At 38.3% G+C, this 23924-nt stretch carries 11 protein-coding genes; 3 read left to right on the forward strand and 8 right to left on the reverse strand.

All coding sequences use genetic code 11. The annotated features are described in order from the left end of the window. Positions 1-35: 35 nt before the first annotated feature. The gene (locus tag HX005_RS02870) at positions 36-2069 is read right to left on the reverse strand and encodes an NADPH-dependent 2,4-dienoyl-CoA reductase (protein ID WP_286376386.1); all 2034 of its coding nucleotides are present in this window, start codon (positions 2067-2069) and stop codon (positions 36-38) included. A gap of 241 nt (positions 2070-2310) precedes the next feature. Between HX005_RS02870 and HX005_RS02875 the strand changes: the two genes are divergently transcribed. Continuing rightward, entirely contained in the window at positions 2311-3138 is an 828-nt protein-coding gene (locus HX005_RS02875; RefSeq protein ID WP_286376213.1) for a hypothetical protein, read from the forward strand. A 50-nt stretch (positions 3139-3188) separates the two neighbouring features. Here HX005_RS02875 and dld read toward each other — a convergent pair whose 3' ends face one another. The 5 genes from dld to HX005_RS02900 all read right to left on the reverse strand — a co-directional run bounded on the left by dld (position 3189) and on the right by HX005_RS02900 (position 10246). Then, complete coding sequence (dld, locus tag HX005_RS02880) at positions 3189-4880, reverse strand: D-lactate dehydrogenase (RefSeq protein ID WP_286376214.1); 1692 nt, start codon at positions 4878-4880, stop codon at positions 3189-3191. A 369-nt stretch (positions 4881-5249) separates the two neighbouring features. Next, a complete protein-coding gene (gene lldD / locus HX005_RS02885; RefSeq protein ID WP_286376215.1) occupies positions 5250-6404 on the reverse strand; it encodes an FMN-dependent L-lactate dehydrogenase LldD in 1155 nt (384 codons plus the stop codon). A gap of 3 nt (positions 6405-6407) precedes the next feature. Then, positions 6408-7151 (reverse strand): transcriptional regulator LldR, encoded by a 744-nt coding sequence (gene lldR, locus HX005_RS02890; RefSeq protein ID WP_286376216.1) that lies wholly within the window; start codon positions 7149-7151, stop codon positions 6408-6410. 31 nt (positions 7152-7182) lie between these two features. Next, positions 7183-8853 (reverse strand): L-lactate permease, encoded by a 1671-nt coding sequence (gene lldP, locus HX005_RS02895; RefSeq protein ID WP_286376217.1) that lies wholly within the window; start codon positions 8851-8853, stop codon positions 7183-7185. A gap of 481 nt (positions 8854-9334) precedes the next feature. Next, positions 9335-10246 (reverse strand): DMT family transporter, encoded by a 912-nt coding sequence (locus tag HX005_RS02900; RefSeq protein WP_286376218.1) that lies wholly within the window; start codon positions 10244-10246, stop codon positions 9335-9337. Positions 10247-10413: 167 nt separating this feature from the next. On the opposite strand from HX005_RS02900, the gene HX005_RS02905 reads away from it, so the two are divergent. After that, positions 10414-11265 carry a LysR family transcriptional regulator gene (locus HX005_RS02905; RefSeq protein WP_286376219.1) on the forward strand — a complete coding sequence of 284 codons (852 nt, stop codon included), beginning with the start codon at positions 10414-10416 and terminating at the stop codon, positions 11263-11265. Between the two features lie 46 nt (positions 11266-11311). On the opposite strand, the gene HX005_RS02910 is transcribed toward HX005_RS02905, so the two are convergent. Next, on the reverse strand, positions 11312-21634 hold the full coding sequence (locus HX005_RS02910) for an Ig-like domain-containing protein (RefSeq protein ID WP_286376220.1): 10323 nt from the start codon (positions 21632-21634) through the stop codon (positions 11312-11314). A gap of 575 nt (positions 21635-22209) precedes the next feature. On the opposite strand from HX005_RS02910, the gene argG reads away from it, so the two are divergent. After that, positions 22210-23553, forward strand: a complete 1344-nt coding sequence (argG, locus tag HX005_RS02915) for an argininosuccinate synthase (RefSeq protein WP_286376221.1) — start codon at positions 22210-22212, stop codon at positions 23551-23553. Positions 23554-23632: 79 nt separating this feature from the next. Here argG and HX005_RS02920 read toward each other — a convergent pair whose 3' ends face one another. Further along, complete coding sequence (locus tag HX005_RS02920) at positions 23633-23863, reverse strand: hypothetical protein (RefSeq protein ID WP_107007518.1); 231 nt, start codon at positions 23861-23863, stop codon at positions 23633-23635. Between the last annotated feature and the right edge of the window lie 61 nt (positions 23864-23924).

Below are 23924 nucleotides of genomic sequence, written 5' to 3' on the forward strand. Positions count from 1 at the left end.
AGTGCATAATGTTTCACCAAAATGAATAATTTTGTTTAAAGTTTAGCTGCAATTTCAGCACCTTCACGGATTGCACGTTTAGCATCTAACTCACCTGCGAGCTTGGCACCACCAATCACATGATAATTTGCCAAGGTATTTTCACCCTCTTTTGGCACTAAATCTTTCACAGACTCCTGACCTGCACACACAACAATCGTATCCACACGCAATAATTGGTCATGACCATTGACCTCGACCCATAGACCTTCGTTGGTCACAGCCTTATATTGCACACCACGCATCATACGCACTGCGTGTTTTTTCAGTTGCGCACGATGAACCCAACCAGAAGTTTTACCCAAACCTATACCCAACGGGGTTGTTTTCCGTTGCATCAGGTAAATCCGACGAATCGGTGCTTCAACCTCAGCAGGAACAGCCCCACCTTCAGTCATATAGTTTGGATTTGAGTCTACGCCCCATTCACGTTGCCAGTCTGCCAAAGGTTGTGGCTGAGGTTGATGTTCAGGTTTAAGTAAATATTCCGATACGTCAAAACCAATCCCCCCTGCACCAATGACCGCAACACTATGCCCTACAGGTGCTCCACGTAGCACTTCCGCATAAGACAACACTTGCGGTGCATCACTGCCTTCGATTTTTAATGCACGAGGTACAACGCCCGTGGCAATCACAACTTCATCAAAGCCTTCACGTTCAAGTTGCTCACGGTTGACTTTGGTATTTAAACGTAAATCTACACCTGTTTTTTCAATCTGAACTTTGAAATAACGAATGGTTTCATGGAACTCTTCTTTACCTGGAACCACTTTTGCTAAGTTAAATTGTCCACCCACTTCATTTGCTGCTTCAAATAAAGTCACTTGATGCCCACGCTCAGCCGCAACCGTTGCTGCAGACATGCCTGCCACACCACCACCAACAACCGCAATTTTTTTCGGTTTTTTCGCTTTTAGATAGACCAGTTCTGTTTCATGTGCAGCACGTGGGTTGACTAAACAACTCGCACGTTTATTTTGGAAACTGTGGTCTAAACATGCTTGGTTACACGCAATACAAGTATTAATTTCATCAACACGATTGGTTGCGGTTTTATTGACCCAAAATGCATCGGCAAGTAATGGACGTGCCATCTGCACCATATCCGCTTTGCCTGCTGCCAGAATTTCTTCTGCTGTATCGGGCATATTAATTCGGTTTGATGCAATAACAGGTACAGAAACGTGTTTTTTCACTTCAGCGGTATAATCGACAAAAGCTGCACGTGGGACCGAAGTCACAATGGTAGGAACACGAGCTTCATGCCAGCCGATGCCTGTATTTAACAGTGTAATTCCTGCTTTTTCCAATGCTTGCGCTACAGTAATGACTTCATCCATGGTGTTGCCATCATGAACCAAATCCAGCAAAGACAAACGGAAACAAATAATAAATTTTTCACCGACTTGTTCACGAATCGCTTTGACAATTTCCACAGCAAAACGCATACGGTTTTCAATTGGACCACCCCAACGGTCTTCACGCTGATTGACATGGCGGCTTAAAAATTGATTCAGCAAATAGCCTTCTGAACCCATGATTTCCACACCATCATAACCTGCTTTTTTTGCCAAACTTGCAGTTTTGGCATAATCCTGAATGGTGTCTAAAATCAGACGATCACTCATTTGACGTGGTTTAAAAGGTGAAATCGGTGATTTGATTGGACTTGATGAAACCACAAAAGGTTGATAGCCATAACGACCTGCATGCAGGATTTGCATGAGAATTTTGGCACCATGCTTATGTACTGCATGGGTGACCAAGCGGTGAGGTGCAATATCTCCCAAGGTATTCATAGTACCGCCAGCAGGCAATAACCAGCCTTGACGGTTAGGTGAAATCCCACCCGTAATAATCAGCCCTACACCACCTTTGGCACGCTCACCAAAATAAGCAGCGAGTTTTGGATAATTATAAAAACGGTCTTCTAAACCTGTGTGCATTGACCCCATAACCACACGGTTTTTAATGGTGGTAAATCCTAAATGCAACGGTTTTAAAATATTGGCATAGCGAGTTGTCATGGCACATCCTTTTTTAATATTTGGCTTTGCAACTTGTTGCATACTACTGTATCGAAATTTAGAAATTTTAGGATGACTACTTCTATTTTTTTCCATGTTGATAATGTCAATTTCATCAATGTATAAAAATAAAACTGATTCTTGCATACTGAACCCTACAGCTTTACAACAATTCTTATCATAAAGTTAGGCTAGGCTAAATCACATCATCATAAAACTTAAAAATAGAGCATCGAAGATCATGAGCCATCCTGTATTTTTAACCAGTTCAACCTTTAGTCATATGCCTTTGGGCAGCCACAATCAATGGCAAGATTTTTTTCAGACTGCTTCTTTTGAACTTGAAGCAAATGCTTTTATTCCAATTTTATGGTTCATGCTGTTTAAACACAACGATCTTCATTGGGCAAAATACATTGAAGATTTAGATTTTAACGATATTCATCACCAAAATGATTTTGAAGAATATCAACAGGAATGTGCTGATGAACATTATGCCTATTTAGTCATTGATCGGCAGCAGGCTTTGGTCAATTTAGCACAGCAAAAATCTGTTTTTATTGAGATTTTTGGTGCGGAGCATGTAGGCTATTTTACAGATTTTCAAGCGATGATCGAACAGCATTATCCTCAATATATTTTGCTTAGAACCAATGGCTTACCTTTAGATCCTGATGATGCTGAATTTTTACTGCATCCCTTACAACAACTTGAAAATTATCGGTTAAATACAGCACAAAACTCAGATTTCGCAGAATTTCAGCGTCAAGACTTTGCCCGTTTTGAAGATCATAGTTACTTTTTTTATGGTGAAACTCCACAGATCGTATTAGAATCAAAGCTTAAAGATCAGACCGATCCCTTTGAAAATTCAGAAAGTTTTACCTCTATGACAACACAAGATACACAATCTTCTAGTTTAGCAATTTGGCTATGTACTGCCATTGTCGTTTTAGCAACTTTAGCCGTTTATTTTAGCATTCACTCTGTATTGTATTCAGCAATTGTATTTTTTGTCAGTGCATTTGTTTTAGGGTTTATTTCTTCTAAAATCGGTCAACACAAATAAAAAAGCCATGTCTTTACATGGCTTAATGCATCATGTTTAAAATTAAAGCATCATTTCCAATGCTTTAACTTACTCGTTTGTCCAATCCCCACATTAAAACTGTTGGTCGGATCAAGTTTTTGATAATGATTTTTCAATGCAGGTTTAGCCACATATAAATGTCCAACATTATGTTCAGCAGGATATTCCGCACCACGATCATCAAGCAAATGCCACATTGCATGCTCCATTGCCAAAGGATCTACACCTTTTTTAACAATATAATCCTGATGGAACACATGACATAAAAAATGCCCATAATAGAGCTTATGAATGATTTGCTCATCCATCTCTTTTGGCAGCGTTTCCACCCACTCACGGTCATTTCGACGTAGCGCAATATCGAGTGCGACAATATCTTCAACTTCTGAACGATGTGTATCACGATAACGAATCGCAGCACCTGCCACTGCAAAACGATGCAAAAATGCCTTGCGACCTTCTTCATCAGTACAACGGAAATAATTACCTGAATCTTTATTGCCAAAATAATCTTTCAGGAAATTTTCGACCTGATCCACATCCTGATTTTCAATCCGAATCACCAAATGATGTTCATATAAATCACGAAATTCATTCATGCGTTTCGGTAAATGATTTGGCATGAACTTGGTCACAAGTTGCAAAAATTTATCGGATAAACCACGTAAATGAAATTTTTCCAAATAACCATCGACTTTGTCTTTCATGGCAAATGCAGCAGGCACTTTTGCCGTACCAAACTTTTCAATGAACATAAACGTGTCTTTGCCATATTCCGCACCAATGTCATAAGCAACACGGTGAATGTATTCCCCTGCAATCGGCAGACGTGGCAAATCTTTGAGCAAGAAACGGCGAATTTCAGTCAAATCATCATGTGAATTGGTTCCCACATAAAACACCTGACTTGGAATTTTTTCAAAGGTATCCAAACGCACCGCAAAAACACAGACTTTACCTGCCGAACCTGATGCTTCAAATAAACGGCTTGGGTCAGCATTAAAACGTGCAGGAGTATTTTCATCGACCTGTTTGACATCATGTGAGTAACGCTGATCTGATGCACAGCAACTTGCATTGTTAATAATGTCTTTGATTTGATAATTTTTATTTTCAAGATTCGATAGAATTTCTTCAGGGGTTTGCCCCAGATTAACTCCGAGATGATTAACTAACTCTAACTCACCCGAAGTATTGACCTGTGCATATAACGCAAGCTCAGTATAAGCAGGACCACGGCGCACCAACGCACCGCCTGAGTTATTACACACGCCACCCAAAACCGATGCACCTATACACGATGAACCAATCACCGAATGCGGTTCACGGTTGAACTGCGCCAAATCCTTTTCAAGCCGATCTAAAGTTGCACCCGGTAGGCAAATGACTTGCTGCCCTTCATTAATCACCTGAATGCCTGCCAGACGACGGGTACTCATGAGAATTACAGGACGGTCATAATCATCACCAAATGGCGTCGAACCGCCAGTCAAACCTGTATTTGCCGCCTGCATAATGACAATACAATCTGCATTCACCGCAGCCTGTAACACTTGCCATTGCTCAAGCAAAGTCCCCGGCACCACCACAGCCAATACCTGCCCCGAACCATAGCGACGACCTTGGCGGTATAGGCGTGTGTCGTTGTCATTCGTTAAAACGTGTTGTTGACCCACGATGTTGATGAGGTTTTGGATAGTTTGTGATGATTGAGTTTGCATATCCAATTTATTCCATTAAATGGCTGTCTGAAAATGTTTAATCTTGATTTCAGATTTTTTAATCCACCCCAACCCTCCTTTAAAAAAGGAGGGAGTTCCCCTCTTTCATAAAGAGGGGTTAGGGGAGATTTTCATATTTAAAATCTTCCCTCATTTCCTTGCGAAACAATACCCTTCTTTAAAGAGGGGGACTTTCCATCCGAACTATTCCTAGGTGGTATAGCCCCTCCCTTTTTTAAAGGTGAGAAGCACGGCTTCGCAAGGAGGGATTTTATCGAATAAGGATTAATTTTGAATATTTGCTTGAATATATAAAAACGAATTAAAACCAAATTACTTTTAAATCTTATTCATATATTCAAAAATCGTTTAACCCGCTAACTCTTTCTCTAACTTCACCAAACAATCAGAGGTAATATCTGCAATGGTTTTAGCACCTGTTAAAGTCATTGCCACACGCATTTCTTTATCAATTAAATCAAGTAAATTAGAAACACCTTCACCGCCTGCTGCACCTAGCGCATAAACAAAGGCACGTCCAAGCATACAAGTATCTGCACCAAGTGCAAGCATACGCACCACATCCAGACCGTTACGAATACCCGAATCCGCTAAGATTTTAATATCACCTTTAACTGCATCTGCAATTGGAGGAAGCGCACGAGCAGAAGATAAAACACCATCGAGCTGACGACCGCCGTGATTCGAAACCACGATCCCATCTGCACCGAAACGCACAGCATCCTTAGCATCTTCAGGGTCAAGAATACCTTTGATGACCATTGGACCATCCCAGAATTCACGAATCCACTCTAGGTCTTTCCATGAAATAGATGGGTCAAAATTATTGCCCAACCAGCCAATATAATCTTCCAGACCTGTAGGTTTGCCTAGGTATTTAGAAATATTACCCAAGTCATGCGGACGACCCAACAAGCCGACATTCCATGCCCAGTGTGGATGGAAACAAGACTGCATATAACGGCGCATTGCTGCATTTGGACCACTCATACCTGAGTGTGCATCACGGTAACGTGCACCCGGAACAGGCATATCCACAGTAAATACCAAAGTTGAACAACCTGCTGCTTTAGCACGTTCCAATGCATTTTTCATAAAGCCACGGTCACGCAATACATACAACTGAAACCACATTGGACGGTTAATCGCAGGTGCAACTTCTTCAATCGGACAAACAGAAACTGTCGATAATGTAAAAGGAATGCCTTTTTTATCTGCTGCTACAGCGGCTTGTACTTCACCACGACGCGCATACATGCCTGTTAAACCTACAGGTGACAATGCCACAGGCATCGACAAGGTTTCATCAAACAGTTTGGTTTCCAAACTCAGTTGCGACATGTCATTGAGCACGCGTTGTCTGAGTGCAATTTTTGATAAATCTTCCACATTGCGTTTTAGGGTATATTCCGCATACGCACCACCATCAATATAATGAAATAAAAATGGTGGTAGACGACGTCGCGCGGCTTCACGGTAGTCATTTGCAGAAGAAATAATCATGTTCTATATCCTGTTTAATCGACTTGCACGTTGACGACGGGCTTCTTCCTCATCAATCATTCGTACTTGTTGAACTACAAACTCAATATGTCCACACACTGCACTTCGGGCAGCTTCTGGATCCTGTCGCTCAATTGCATCCATCACCTGAAAGTGCTGGTCACGCAACTGATCGTAACGTTTGGCTTCGGTATAGACTTTGCGTCGTCCCAAAACCACGTTATATTGCAACAAATCAAATAAACCCCGCATCATCTGAATCAAGACCAGATTGTGCGAGGCTTCAGCAATGGCAAGATGAAACTTTGCATCGGCAATGGCTGCCTGATGGTCATCTCCCAATGCCTGAAAATGGGTGATCTGGTCATAACACTGACGGATGTTTTCCAGATCCTGTGGTGTGGCACGTTGGGCGGCATACCATGCCGTGCCACCTTCCAAAATAATTCGGGCTTCCTGCACATCAAAACGATAGGCAGGATCTTCATCGATCAGATTAATGAGCGGTTCAACAATCTGATATTTCGACCAATTGCTTGGCAGTTGCTGCAAAAAAGTACCCGCTCCGACTTTGCTGACCAGCATGCCCGTACTGGTCAGTTGTTGAATGGCTTCACGCAAAGAGGAACGGGAAACTGCGAGTTGTTCACATAGCTTACGTTCCGCAGGTAAACGGTCTCCGACTTGCATATTGTTGTCTTCAATCAACAACTTTAAGTTTTGTACAATCTTGTCAGAGACTTTCATCTGCTTTCCTCAGCTCACATTCAACGTCGTGTTATGGAATCATCCATGGGAACACATAGGCTTGTAATGTGATAATAATACCAATCATCACCGTAAAGGTAATACTGTGCTTGACGGTAAAACGGAACAAATCAGATTCTTTACCCACCAAACCAACTGCCGCACAGGCAATAGCGATGGATTGTGGTGAAATCATTTTACCTGTCACACCACCACTGGTATTGGCGGCAACAAGTAAAACTTCAGGCACACCAATTTGTTGTGCTGTAGTCGCCTGCAATGCAGAAAACAATGCATTTGCCGATGTATCTGAACCTGTCAGGAACACGCCCAACCATCCCAAAAATGGTGAGAAGAAAGTAAATGCCTGACCTGTATGCGCAAGTGCAAGCGCAAGCGTTGCAGACATACCTGAATAGTTGGCAATAAATGCAAAAGCCAATACCATCCCAATTGAATAAATTGGAATTTTCAGTTCATTCACTGTTTCAGCAAAAGTCACTACAGCATCTTTTGGCTTCATTTTTAAATAAATGATGGTAATGATCGCAGCAATAAAAATCGCTGTACCTGTTGCAGATAACCAATCAAATTTATAAATGGCATCATAGTCTTTGATTTCATTGACCACAGGTGGCATTTTTTGAATCATTTGATGTAAAAATGGCACTTTGATCGAAATCACTAAATCTGCAAGCACACCATCTTTGGCAAATAATGCTTTAAACGGCTGAATACTCCAGATCGTGACCATCGCAGTTAAAATTGCAAACGGTGACCATGCTTTGGCAATTTGACCAATACTGTATTTTTGCTGTTTTTGTGCAGCAAGATTTTCATCAATCGAGCTGTCTTCATTGGCAAAACGGAAAATATGTTTTGGCTTCCAGAATTTCAATAAAATGGTCAGTGAAACCAATGCCGCAATTGCCGCTGTAATATCAGGCAGTTCAGGACCAACAAAGTTCGAAGTCAAGTATTGTGCCAAAGCAAAAGAACCACCACCGACAATCACCGCAGGCCATGTTTCTTTCACACCACGCCAACCATCCATGATTGCCATGATCCAGAACAACACGATAATCACCATAAATGGCAACTGACGACCGACCATCTGGCTGATTTCCATGGTTTCAACACCTGAAACCTGCCCTGCCACAATAATTGGAATCCCCATTGCACCAAATGCCACAGGCGCTGTATTTACAATCAGGCACAGACCTGCTGCATACAACGGTTTAAAACCTAAACCAACCAATAACGCTGCGGTAATCGCTACAGGCGCACCAAAACCTGCTGCTCCCTCAAGGAACGTACCAAAAGCAAAACCCACAAACAGCATTTGTAAACGCTGATCTTCAGTAATCGACAGAATCGAAGAACGAATAATATCGAACTGACCCGTTTTCACTGAAATTTTATACAGGAACACTGCCCCGATAATGATCCATGCAATTGGCCACAGACCATACAAAAAGCCATAGACCATTGAGGCAAAAGCCATTGCCATCGGCATTTGGTAGGCAAATAACGACACTAAAAGTGCCAATACAACGGTAACTGTACCTGCGACACTGCCTTTCATTCTGAACACAGCCAATGCCAGAAAGAAGAAAATAATTGGGATCAAGGCAACTAAACTGGAAATCCAGATATTGCCCATCGGATCATAAATTTGTTGCCATTGTTGAAGCATTGTCATCTCCTTGAAATGCTTTCAGGAAAGTTGAATTTGGTCAGATCAGATATTTAAATTAAGCTAAAATTGGTCATACCAATTTTACAATAAAACTCAAATACTCACCTATTTAGCGCAAAATTGTAGAATTATTCTATAAAATAAGCAATTGAAAACCAAAATACAAATATTGGTCATACCAATTTATTTTAAATTATGTGAATTGGTTCAAGTATTTTTGCTGATTAATTTAAAAATAAGTAAAGAAAATTTGCTGTTTTTATTTATATTTTTCCTAAAAATAACATTTATAAAAAAACACCTACAACTTTAGTCTTAGATTTAAATTTTCGATTTTTTTAAATCGACTTTTTGCTTTTTTCTCTTAAAAATTAAAAAATCTCTCTACAAAAGCTCAGCATTTTTACTGAATTGTAGAGAGATTTTCTGTCAAAATTATGAAAACACTTATCTATAAAATAAAGTTTTTATTGGCTTTTCTCTATCAAGATAGACTTTTTTGCTCAGCACTTCGTGATTGAGCTTTTATTTTTAATGAACTAAAAATAATGCCTGAACAAATAAAAGCAGCACCGATCAAAATATTGACTGTCAAAGGTTCATTCCAAAGAACATAACCAAAAAATAAACTTAAAATTGGAATACACATAATCGAGATAGAAGCCACAAAAGTATCCACCTGACTCACGATCCAATTCCAAAGTACAAAGGCAAAACCTGTGCCTATGACAGCAATATAAAACAAAATCGAACTATTTAAAGGATTTGTCCACACACCCAAATTGATCGGTTCAAATACCAAAGCCCCAATTAAAATCACGCTTCCACCTAGCAAAAGTTGCCAAATGGTCAATTTCATTTTGTCATATGTTGCAAAATTCTTTTTCATATAAATGGTGGTTAAAGCCCAGAAAAAGCCAGAAAGAATCAGGAAAAATTGTCCAATTAAAGCCACATTGACATGAATATGTTGTAACTGAGGCCACAGAATCGCAACCAGTCCCAAAGTACCTAAAATCAGTCCCATAATTTTTTGCGAATTTAAACGCTCATTTAAAAAGTAATGTGCCAATACGCCAATAAAAATAGGCATTGTAAACACCAAAACCGCAGACAGTCCTGAGTCTACAAACTGCATCGCAAAAACTTGTGTTGCATAAAAACCAAAACAAATCATTAAACTAGAAATAATCAACGCTTTCCAATCACCTTGATTTGGTAAAATCGATTTTCTAAGTACAGCTTGCACAATCATCAACGTCAATGCAGCCAAAATCAGGCGCATTGAAACAAATAAAAAAGGCGGAAAGATTGAAAGACTATGTTTGACCAGTCCCCATAATGATCCCCATACTAAACACAGCAACGCAATGGCACTCACAACTTTAATATTCATTTGCTGTACTCAAAAATAGAAAGTTTGTTCAGTATAAAAAATAAATGACATCATGAATAATGCTATGTTTTAATAGATACATCACTTTTTTTGATGTGTATTACCAAAAATTTCGACTCTTCTTTGCTTTTTTTCTACAGTCAGTTGACTAAATTTTGAGGTTTTCTATGAATATTGACATTAATGATATTAAATCTTTTGTCACAGTTGCTGAACTTAAAAGTATCACAGCCGCGGCAAATAAGCTGAATTATTTACAGTCCAATATGACCGCAAAAATCAAAAAAATTGAAAATCACTATAAACGTCAACTCTTTATTCGTAAGCCCAAAGGCGTTGAACTGACTGAATCAGGCATTCATTTGTATGATCAATATAAAAAAATGCTGTTTACTTGGGAAGAAACTGAAAATAAGATTTATCAACAAGAGAAAAAATTACGTTTTGGAACCAATACCAGTCTAGGTGGTATGCGTTTTTACCCCTCGTTTCATCAACTTTATGAAACTTATCCCGACCTTTCAATCACCATGAAAACGGGTGCTACAGGTTTCATTGAAGATGAAATTTTGCAGGGAAATTTAGATATAGCTTATGTGCTTGGGCATCCAAAACAGAAAAATTTACAATATATTCATAAAGCAGATGATGAGTTGGTGATTATTGGTAAAAATGTCATCAATCATGAGCATTTTAGCGACTGTCTGAACCATCAAAATATTTTACTGGCATCTGAACAGTGTTGTTATTCCACAACTTTAAATCAAATGTTTAATGATTATGGTTTAAATAAAGGTGAAACCACACAAATTTTAGATCACGAAGCACTGATTCAATTTACCCAATTGGGTATGGGGATTTCTATGCTCGCCAAATCTTTATTAAAAAAATTTAATATTCAATACTATATGGATGTACCTCAGCAATATCGTGATTTAGGTCTATATTTGATTGCACGAAATGATCATGTGTTTACTCCCATTGAGAAGCAATTTATTGGATTAAATGAAAGCCTTTAAAATAAAAAAGAGCCTTCGAAAAGGCTCCTTTAGATCATATTAAAACTTAATATACAATCTGTTGATTATTCAATAAGTCATCTAATGTAGTATTCACATTTTCAAGAATTAAAAGCTGTGTCATTTCATAATTTGTTCCACTGCCATCTCGGTCAATACTAATCACGGTGTTATTATTTGCCTCATCGAATTCAACAAGAATGTGATCCAACACTGAATTTAAATCATTCCAAGTCGCAGTATCATCAACAAATAACTCACTCAAATTAATTTTATCTGCGGCTGTATCATTGCTTGTATCACCAACATGGAAGTTCGTCCAAGTATCAAGACCATTCCCTCCTGTCGCACTACTTTCCTCAAGCACTTTGAAAATAACATTGTCACTTTCATTGAGATAGCCAACAAATATGTCATCTTGTGCACGACTTTCTGCTTCATGAGTTGGCATAAGAACAAAATCATTAGTATCAAGGCTTACAGCGACACTTTCACCATACTCTGTATGTGCTGCGATGACATTTACAATCCCTTGATATCCACCTAAATCTATTTTAAATGATCCAGCATTGTCATTAGTAAACTGATTAATCACATTTCCTTGACCATCCTCAACTCTTATCTCACGTTGAGCCTCTGCATTACCTATTAAATATCCTGTTTCATCTAAACTTAAATCGGTCACAGCATTTGGTACAGGATGGACATAAACATAGCTCACACTCAACGTATATTGAGTACTTTCAACATTTGCGCTACTTATAGCAACAAAATGTACTTCTTGGTCTAGTGCAGTATACCCTCCTAAACTACCTGTTATTTGACCTTGAGCATTTGAGCGCCCACCTCCAATTTGATTACCGTCACTATCTCTAACAATAATTTGACTATTCGGCGTTGCATCACCTGTAAACTGCCCTGTCGTATTGTCTACTTGAATCTCTTTCACCACAGGTGTTTTACTATAATTTTCTGCTAACTCCGCTGTTGCCAATGTGATCGCTTGACTCTCATTACCAGCACGATCAATCACGGTAAAAGTCACGTCTACAACATATAGAGGAAGACCAAGTGAAAAATTACCCTCATGATCAGCTATTACTGTATAGGTATTTTGAGTATGTTCACCTGAGATATATTCAATACGTATCGAACTCCACGGTTCAGAAATACCTGTTAATGTGCCTTCATTTAATTTTAATTCAGTAGCAACCGATGGTGCTAAATGATCAATTGGTGCTGTCACTGATGTCATTGGACTTTTATTACCATTTGCATCAGTCACTTGGACTTGTATCATCTCACCATTCCAATAACCAGAACCTGCTAAACCCGCTACATATAATGAAAACTTACCATCAACATCCGCTTGAGCGGTATAACCTAGACTTTCACCTTTATCATTAAAAGCTTCCACTTTTGCAAAAGCTTCTGTTTGCCCAGTGATATATTGAACTTGTTGTTCTAAATCAATCGCTAAATCACTTGGGGCTTCTGGTGCAATCGTATCTACAGGTGCAGTAATTTCTGTATAGTTACTTGGATAATTATTATAAGCAACTACCCTTAACACCTGTCCACTGATATAAGGTTGGTTGAACTGTATAGCAAATTGCCCATACTCATCACTATTACCATAAGCGATTGTATTGCCAAGTACATCATAAACAACGATTTGTGTCGATGCATCCGCTTGCCCTGTCAACGTTAAGCCATTTTCAGTTAATACAACATTACTTGGCGAATTTGGTGCATCTGGGCTAGCTAAGACTGAATATTGCACAGCTTGACTTTCGTTATTTGCCAAGTCTATTGCTGTAATGGTCAACACTTCGCTTGGTAAAACAACTTGACCAATATATTGATTAATCTGACCATTTTCATCTGCTTGCAACCAAAGATTTAAAACATCACCATCTTGATCAACAATTTTCAACGTACTATTTTTTTCAGTTGTTGCTGTTATATAACCATCTTCAGAAATATTAAAATCCTGAACCACTGGTGCAACATTATCTAATGGTGCTGCGATCTCTGTAACTTGACTGTATTGGCTTCCATCATAAACACGGACAACTATTGTTTGACCTTGTAAATAATGCCCACCTAAATAAACACTAAATGTCCCATCATCATTGATACTGTGGGAATAGCTGATGATTTGATTAGTACTACTATCAGTAATCTCAACATACATTCCTGCTGTTGCATTACCTGTAAGGACTGAGCCATCATCATTGATGTGTAAGTTTGTAGCAACTTGAATACCATTTTCAACCAATGGAATTTTAATGAAACTTTCTTCACTTCTATTTCCCGCCGCATCTACAACAACAATTTTTAAATTTTGACCTTGATATTTACTACTTCCTCCAGATAAATAAGTTAAAAAAGCATCCTCATTGTAATGATCAATTGTTTTAATTAATTGGTTATACTGATCTATTATTTCAATTTTGGTATTTTGTTCCGCATAACCCGATATTTGCATCGTATTAAGATCAAACTCAAGTTGTTCAGCTTTATTTGGTGGTACATCATCAACCAAAGCAGTAACCACAGTTTCAGGACTTGGATTTTTCGCACGGTCAAGTACAACAAAGTGTAACTCTTCACCATGTAAATAAACTTGATTCAAAGAACCTGCTACTTGACCTGTTTCATTGGTAAAGCCCTGACCTATTTCAATACCATCTTTATCATAAACTTTGATGGTCGAGTTTGCTTCAGCAGTTGCTGTAAACTCTTGCCCATTCTCATTTAAAACAATATCTTTTAACGCTTCAGGTGCAACATCATCTAACGGTGCTATGATTTTTGCTTCTGGGCTTGTATTACCTGCCGCATCTACCACAACAATGCTAAGTTCTTGTGCCTTGAGCAAGTAATCATAGAATTCTAAGTTAAAAGTACCATCTGCATTGACGTTATATGATCCCCAACGTACAGAGAGTTCGTTACCTTCTTGATCATAAACTTTGATGGTTGTATTTGGTTCAGCCTTACCTGTAAGAATTGAACCGCTATAGCCTTCCGTAAGATTTAAATCTGTTGCAGCCAATGGTGCAATATTATCCAATAAAGCATTTATAACTGTTTCGGCACTTGAGTTTTCAGCACGGTCAAGCACAACAAAATGCAATTTTTCCTCATTTAAATAGACATTATAAAAATATCCAGTCGCTTGACCAGTTTCGTTGGTAGAACCCAGACCGATTTCAATACCATTTTCATCATAAACTTTGATGGTCGAGTTTGCTTCAGCAGTTGCTGTAAAATTACGTCCATCTTCATTTAAAACAATATCTTTTAACGCCTCAGGTGCAATATCATCAAGTGGTGCAATGATTTTTGCTTCTGGACTTATATTTCCTGCTGCATCCACCACAACAATGCTAAGTTCTTGTGCTTTGAGCAAGTAATTATAAAATTCTAAGCTAAAAACACCATCTGCATTGACGTTATATGATCCCCAACGTACAGAGAGTTCGTTACCTTCTTGATCATAAACTTTGATGGTTGTATTTGGTTCAGCCTTACCTGTAAGAATTGAACCGCTATAGCCTTCCGTAAGATTTAAATCTGTTGCAGCCAATGGTGCAATATTATCCAATAAAGCATTTATAACTGTTTCGGCACTTGAGTTTTCAGCACGGTCAAGCACAACAAAATGCAATTTTTCCTCATTTAAATAGACATTATAAAAATATCCAGTCGCTTGACCAGTTTCGTTGGTAGAACCCAGACCGATTTCAATACCATTTTCATCATAAACTTTGATGGTCGAGTTTGCTTCAGCAGTTGCTGTAAAATTACGTCCATCTTCATTTAAAACAATATCTTTTAACGCCTCAGGTGCAATATCATCAAGTGGAGCTTTAATAGTGACAGGATTACTTTCATTGCCAGCATAATCTACTACCACTACCTTAAATTCTTCATTATGAAGATAATGCTTTCCAAGACTGACAATAAAACCACCATCAGCACCCACCACATTAGACCAAATATCAACCAATTGACCTGAGCTATCCAATACTTTGATCATTGCATTAGGCTCAGCAATTCCTTTTAATACAGAGCCTTCTTCTACAAACTCAAGGTGAGTTGCAACTTCTGGTGCAACCGCATCAATTAATGCAGATTTATGCGTAGCTACACTTTCATTACCTGCACGATCTACCACAATAAAAGTCAGACTTTGACCATTCAGATAGTAATTATAAAATGACCCTATGACTTGTCCATTTGAATCTGTATAACCTGAACCAATCACCTGATTATTTGTATCTAATACTTTTACTGAACTATTTGCTTCAGCTTTAGCCGTAAAGTTAAGTCCATTTTCATCTAAGACAATGTCTAAAATTGGCTCAGGTGCTATTACATCGTTGTGTGCATGAGCAATAACTTCTGTACTTCTATTCCCTGCTCCATCAATCACTACAAATTTAAGTTCTTGTCCATTTAATAAGTAATCACGAAAGTTACCCTCTACCTGCTCACTATTATATGATGTATACCCATATCCAACTACATTATTATCCTTATCAAGAACTTCAATCCAACTCCCAATTTCAGCTATTCCTGTAAAATGAATACCATTTGGATCAAGTACCAAATCTGTAATTGCTGGCGGTGCAGTATAATCAACAATAGCACTAGATTTTTGACTTTGATTACCACGTATATCTGTAATCTCTGCAAATAATTCTTCACCATCAATCAGTGGACGTTTACTTACAAGCTCAAAATCCCCATAATTTGTTGCTACACCTGTAGCAACCTCTACGCCATTGATATCTGTGATAATGACTGTACTTAATGCTTCAGCGCTTCCTGAAATAGTTCCATCTTGAGCAATTTTATAGATATACGGTTCTTTCGCATAATCTGGAGCAATAATAGATGCTGCAACACTTTCATTTTTATTTGCATCTACAACAATAACATTGATTTTTTGAGCATCGTGTAGATCAGTATAAATTGTAAAATGACCTTGTTCATCTACTGTATTCGATGAACCTGTATTGATCACATTGCCAAATTCATCTTGGAGAATGATTGTTGCCCATGGCTCGGCTGTTCCTGTCAATACTGAACCTTCTTGATCAAATAATAAATCAGTAGCAGGTTCTGGCGCAGTCCAATCTACAAGGACAAGTTCATCTTCACTGGTTACGCCATGTTGATCAATAATACTCAAATAAAGTGTTTCTCCTTCAATCAATGCACGATTAGCAACTAAAGAAAACGCACTCACAGATGAATGATCATCATCACCAACACTCACACGCCCTAACTCATTTCCCTGAGCATCTTTTACAATGACAACACTTAAGTCTTCAGCAAAACCTTGAATAGTATTATCTTTTCCAACAAGTGTCACTTGCGGTGGATAAGCAACATTTGGTGCTACAATCGTAGTTTCAGTAATATTATTATTTTTATCCGTCAATTTAACTTTAAGCACTTCTGCTTCATTGACTTGTGCTATTAACTGAACAGTAAACGTTCCATCTGCCAATGTTGCTGCATGCCCAAGAAAATTATCATTTACATCATAAATATCAATTGAAACATTGCTTGCATCTAAAATTTTACCTGAAATACTTGTTCCATATTGATCAAATTCAATCTGCCCATCTATTTGAGGTGCGGTATAATCTGCCAAAACAGCATTTTCATATCCTGATATTTCATTCTTTTTAGCAACAATAACAACCGTTTCACCTTCTGGAATCGCATTGCCTAATTGTGCTTTAAATTCAACTGTTCCTGTTTGAGCAAGTTTCGCTGATGAATTCTCAGTGACTTGTATAGTTTCTATGACCTTTCCAGTAGTGTCATAGATAATAAGCTCACTACCTGAGGTAATTAATCCTGTAATTTCTCCTGTTTCACTCATATGTTGAACAGTTAAAATAGGAACTTCAACAACAGATAAAACAGCTGGTGGGCTTGTATAACCATTATATGTTGCTGTTAGCGTTAAATCTTGATTTTGATAACCTGCTGGTAAATGTGCTTCAAAGTTTCCTGCCGCATCAGTGCCCACAGTTGCAATGAGCACAGAGTTTGAATCAAAAATTTCAATTGTACTACCAGCATAAGCAAAGCCTTCAATGGTTGTACCATCTTGATCATTAGCAATTGCTTTTGTAATACCAGGTAAATCAGGCTGTGGATCTATAAAGTATTCATGTGTAATTTGCTGAGTTTGAATATTCCCTGCAACATCCTGAAAACTCAAATTAACAATTAACTGTGCAGAAGGTGCATCTCCCCATAAATCAGCGGTAGGGATCTGAGCAACCCATTCATTTGTTCCTGCATGATAAGTGAAAGTATAGTTCTTCCCTAAAACCTCTGTTTGAATGACTGAGGTTGAAACATCTAAATCACTCAGTAAATCGTTCAAACTTAATACAAAATCAGTGATTTTACTTGGTTCTTGTAAGCGAATAACATTATCACTACTGACCGATAAATCAGCAACTGTATTAGCCGAAATCTGAATCAGATTATCGACCACCACCGTTTGTACCTCTGTTGTCGCAGTGTTTCCTGCAAGATCTGTTACAACTGCTTTAAACTGATAAGTTCCATCGACTAGATCTGTTTGCTTCGCATCTGTATCTACCCATGTCTTACCGCCATCTTTAGAAACTTGATAAACAACACTTGAACCTGCTTCTTGTCCTGTCAACGTTAAGTCAAAGCTACGATCTTGGCTGACGAAGTCATCTGCTTTAGCACCTGTATCTTCATAAGCAGTTAGACTAATTACCCCTGCTTTTGGTGCAGTTGTATCAACAGTCACTTTTTGAATATTTGTGCTTTGTGTATTTCCTGCAACATCCGTCACGACTGCTTTAAACTGATAAGTTCCATCGACTAGATCTGTTTGCTTCGCATCTGTATCTACCCATGTCTTACCGCCATCTTTGGAAACTTGGTAAACAACGGTTGAACCTGCTTCTTGTCCTGTTAAAGTTAAATCAAAGTTACGGTCTTGGCTGACAAAGTCATCCGCTTTAGCACCTGTATCGATATAATCTATCGTACTTAAAATACCAGATTCTGGGGGGGTATTATCTAAAGAATTTATGATATCCCCTAGAATCATATTTCCCTCATAATCGTGAACAAAAAAGAAGAGTTCTTCACCATTAAAATAGTCTATTACAAAATTACCAAATACTTTTCCATTAATATCTGCAGTACCTTCTCCAACTTGATTTCTAAATTGATCATAAACACTAATCATGGCACCAGGTTGTGCTCTTGCTGTAAATCCATATGTAGTTAAAACAATATCCGTTATAAATGGTTCTACATGACCCTTTAATGCATCTATGACTATCTCAGCACTTTGATTACCTGCTTGATCTATTACAATAAAATGTAATTTTTCATTATTTAAAAATTCTCTATCAAAATTTCCCTGAACTTGACCAGTGCTATTAGTAATTGCCTGACCAATTTCATTCCCTTGATCATCTAATACTTTAATCGTACTATTAGCCTCAGCGATAGCTATAAAACTTTGACCATTTTCATTTAAAACAATATCTTTAATAACATTTACAATACTATCCACTTTCACCATTTGTACTGCTGTTGTCGCAGTGTTACCTGCGGCATCACTCACCACTGCTCTAAACTGATAACTACCATCAGTTAAATTACTTTGCTTCGTATCTGTATTTACCCATGTTTTACCACCATCTTTAGAAGCTTGATAAATAACAGTTGAGCCTGATTCTTGCCCAGTCAAAGTTAAGTCAAAGCTACGATCTTGGCTGACGAAATCATCTGCTTTAGCGCCTGTATCTTCATATGCAGTTAAGCTAATTACCCCTGCTTTTGGTGCAGTTGTATCAACAGTCACTTTTTGAATATTTGTACTTTGTGTGTTTCCTGCAAGATCTGTTACAACTGCTTTAAACTGATAAGTTCCATCGACTAGATCAGTTTGCTTCGCATCTGTATTTACCCATGTTTTACCACCATCTTTAGAAACTTGGTAAATAACGCTTGAGCCTGCTTCTTGTCCAGTCAAAGTTAAATCAAAGTTGCGGTCTTGGCTGACGAAGTCATCCGCTTTCACACCTGTATCTTCATAAGCAGTTAGACTAATTACCCCTGCTTTTGGCACAGTTGTATCAACAGTCACTTTTTGAATATTTGTGCTTTGTGTGTTACCTGCGAGATCCGTCACGACTGCTTTAAACTGATAAACGCCATCGACTAGATCAGTTTGCTTCGCATCCGTATTTACCCATGTTTTACCGCCATCTTTGGAAACTTGGTAAATAACAGTTGAGCCTGCTTCTTGCCCAGTCAAAGTTAAGTCAAAGCTACGGTCTTGGCTGACGAAGTCATCCGCTTTCACACCTGTATCTTCATATGCAGTTAGGTTTATTACCCCTGCTTTTGGTGCTGTTGTATCGACTACTATCGTTTGTACTATTGTTGTCGCAGTATTACCTGCAGCATCACTCACCACTGCTCTAAACTGATAACTCCCATCAGTTAAATTGCTTTGCTTCGCATCTGTATTTGCCCATGTTTTACCACCATCTTTAGAAACTTGGTAAATAACGGTTGAGCCTGCTTCTTGCCCAGTCAAAGTTAAGTCAAAGTTACGATCTTGACTAACGAAGTCATCCGTTTTCACACCTGTATCTTCATACGCAGTTAGGCTAATTACTCCTGCTTTTGGTGCTGTTGTATCGACTACTATCGTTTGTACTGCTGTTGTTGCGGTGTTACCTGCGGCATCACTCACCACTGCTCTAAACTGATAACTCCCATCAGTTAAATTGCTTTGCTTCGCATCCGTATTTGCCCATGTTTTACCACCATCTTTAGAAACTTGGTAAATAACAGTTGAACCTGCTTCTTGTCCTGTTAAAGTTAAATCAAAGTTACGGTCTTGGCTGACAAAGTCATCCGCTTTAGCACCTGTATCTTCATAAGCAGCTAGGCTAATTACCCCTGCTTTTGGTGCAGTTGTATCTTCATCTGAAATGACAGTAACTTTTTGGATACTCGTTGTACTAACATTGCCTGCAACATCACTGACCACTGCTCTAAACTGATAACTCCCATCAGTTAAATTGCTTTGCTTCGCATCCGTATTTACCCATGTTTTACCACCATCTTTGGAAACTTGGTAAATAACGGTTGAGCCTGCTTCTTGTCCAGTCAAAGTTAAGTCAAAGTTACGATCTTGACTAACGAAGTCATCCGTTGTCACACCTGTATCTTCATACGCAGCTAGGCTAATTACTCCTGCTTTTGGTGCTGTTGTATCGACTACTATCGTTTGTACTGCTGTTGTTGCGGTGTTACCTGCGGCATCACTCACCACTGCTCTAAACTGATAACTCCCATCAGTTAAATTGCTTTGCTTCGCATCTGTATCTACCCATGTCTTACCGCCATCTTTGGAAACTTGGTAAATAACAGTTGAGCCTGCTTCTTGTCCTGTCAAAGTTAAGTCAAAGCTACGATCTTGGCTGACGAAATCATCCGCTTTAGCACCTGTATCTTCATAAGCAGTTAGGCTAATTACCCCTGCTTTTGGTGCTGTTGTATCGACTACTATCGTTTGTACTGCTGTTGTCGCAGTGTTACCTGCGGCATCACTGACCACTGCTCTAAACTGATAACTCCCATCAGTTAAATTGCTTTGCTTCGCATCTGTATTTACCCATGTTTTACCACCATCTTTGGAAACTTGGTAAATAACAGTTGAGCCTGCTTCTTGCCCTGTTAAAGTTAAATCAAAATCCTTATCTTGACTAACGAAGTCAGTTGCTTTTATACCAGTATCGTGATAATCATTGAGACCAAAAGCCCCAGTTTTAGGTGGAGTAATATCTTTTTCATCATTTGATTTACTACTTCCACCACCACTACTCAAAGCAGCAATAACACCACCTAAACCAGCTGCACCTGCTATCGCCATTCCCCAAGTTGGAATACTAAAAGCACTTCCTGCACTCGTTACTGGTGCTAAATCACTTAAAGAACTTAAGGCTAAATAATTAGTTTCTAAGCCTGATGCTGTTTCTGCAACCTGCATATTCCACAATAAATCCCCTTGCTGTAATGCAAGCTGTGGATTTGGTTGTAAAAAAAAGTCTTGGATAACAATTTGGCTACCATCTTTTAAATGAATAACTAAATTTTGTCCGTCACGTGTCGTATTTGAAATTTGATCAGGTGAAATACCTAATTTAGTAATGGCATTATTTTGACTTAATTTTGTTGTAATCACATTTCCCTGCTGAGAAACTGCAAGGTTTTGCTCAATGCTTTGTCCATTTGTAATATTTACAGACTTGATATCAACCATTTTACTGCCCCTGAATAAATTAATTTTAAATATATTTTTGAAAATATTAGGTTAAACAACATATTAAAAAATGAGTTTTAATGACTGATTAGAAAATCTTTCGTCATCACATTCATTTAGACTTTGCATAAAGTCTGACTAAATCACTTGAAAATAAAAACAAATAAAGTACGGATCATTCACATACTTTATTTAATTTCACTTTGCCCATTAAATGATTGTATTCAGTCAATTAAAACTTGATATTCCCTATTTAGGGATGTTTTTTTATTTGTCTAAATGCTTATTTCTCTTAGAAAGTGAACCACTACACATAAAAAATGCAAAACTTAAGAAACCACACAATCCTGCAACCATCAAAAAAAATGTCTAAACTTTCATCTTTATTTTTTTCTTGGTTTAATTTTAAAAAAAATACAAGATAAATATCTTATATTTTAATTATAAAATTAAAGCCTCTCAAAGCTCATTTTTTCTAAAAACTCATAAATAAAAGTGCTATAATACTGCGTTTATAAAATTCTCTTGGGTGACCCGATTTTGTGGTGCCTATTTCAAAATAGTTAGGACTAGCAATGACTGATAATGCAACGATCTTGCAGAATGTACCAGTAGGCAAAAAAGTGGGTATCGCTTTCTCTGGTGGTCTAGATACTTCAGCAGCTTTATTGTGGATGAAACAAAAAGGCGCAGAACCTTATGCATATACTGCAAACTTGGGTCAACCTGATGAAGATGACTATGATGCAATTCCACGTAAAGCAGAAGCTTATGGCGCAGTAAAAGCACGCTTGGTTGACTGCCGTTTACAACTTGCATTAGAAGGTATTGCTGCAATTCAATGTGGTGCATTCCATATCAGCACTGGTGGTGTTCCTTACTTCAACACAACCCCATTGGGTCGTGCAGTAACAGGTACAATGCTTGTAACTGCCATGAAAGAAGATGATGTGAACATTTGGGGAGACGGCTCAACATATAAAGGTAACGATATTGAACGTTTCTATCGTTATGGTTTATTGACTAACCCTGCTCTTAAAATTTACAAACCTTGGTTAGACCAAACATTTATCGATGAGCTCGGTGGTCGTGCGGAAATGTCACAATTCCTCATCGACAATGGTTTTGACTATAAAATGTCAAAAGAAAAAGCATATTCAACAGATTCAAACATGTTGGGTGCTACTCATGAAGCGAAAGATCTTGAATACCTAAACGCTGGTATCAAAATCGTTGATCCAATCATGGGCGTTGCATTCTGGAAAGACGACGTAAAAATCGAAGCTGAAGAAGTATCTGTAACTTTCGAAGAAGGTTTCCCTGTTGCATTAAACGGCAAACGTATCGAAGATCCAGTCGAATTCATTCTTGAAGCAAACCGTATCGGTGGTCGTCATGGTTTAGGCATGTCTGACCAAATCGAAAACCGTATCATCGAAGCAAAATCTCGTGGTATCTATGAAGCTCCAGGTATGGCACTGCTTCACATCGCTTATGAGCGTTTAGTGACTGGTATTCACAACGAAGATACGATTGAACAATACCGCATCAACGGTTTACGTTTAGGTCGTTTATTGTATCAAGGTCGTTGGTTCGATTCTCAATCTTTAATGCTGCGTGAAACTGCACAACGTTGGGTGGCTAAAGCGATCACAGGTACTGTGACTTTAGAACTTCGTCGTGGTAATGATTACACGATTATGAACACTGAGTCTGAAAACCTCACTTATGAAGCTGAGCGTTTAACGATGGAAAAAGGTGATTCTGTATTTACTCCTATGGATCGTATTGGTCAGTTAACTATGCGTAACCTTGACATCACAGATACTCGTGCAAAATTGGGTATCTATACAGGTGCAGGTTTACTTGCAGTCGGTACAGGTTCTGCTGTTCCTCAGTTAAAAGACAAAAACAAATAATTTTTATTTGATATAAAAAACCGCTCAAATTTGAGCGGTTTTTTATCGTACACTTTTTTACTTTATGAGAAATGTTGCTTTATTCAGAATGACTTTCATGAATGGTTTGTTGCTCTTGCTGTTGTTTTTTTAATTCAATTCGGGCTGCTTGTTCCTGACGGATACGGTCATATTCTTTTTGATTTTCTGCATCATTCTTAATAGCGACAAATGCGATCACTATGAGTAATACTGGAATAATGATGCCTAAACTCAAAAGCATAAACAGCTTTTTCTTACTTTTTGGGACTGTTGAGTGCGTCTGAGTCATTCGCTACATTTCCTATATAAAATAGATGTATAAAATAAGTCAGCTACTATAACAAAAAAAA

The sequence above is a fragment of the Acinetobacter sp. R933-2 genome (assembly GCF_030325485.1).
GTDB lineage: Bacteria > Pseudomonadota > Gammaproteobacteria > Pseudomonadales > Moraxellaceae > Acinetobacter > Acinetobacter sichuanensis.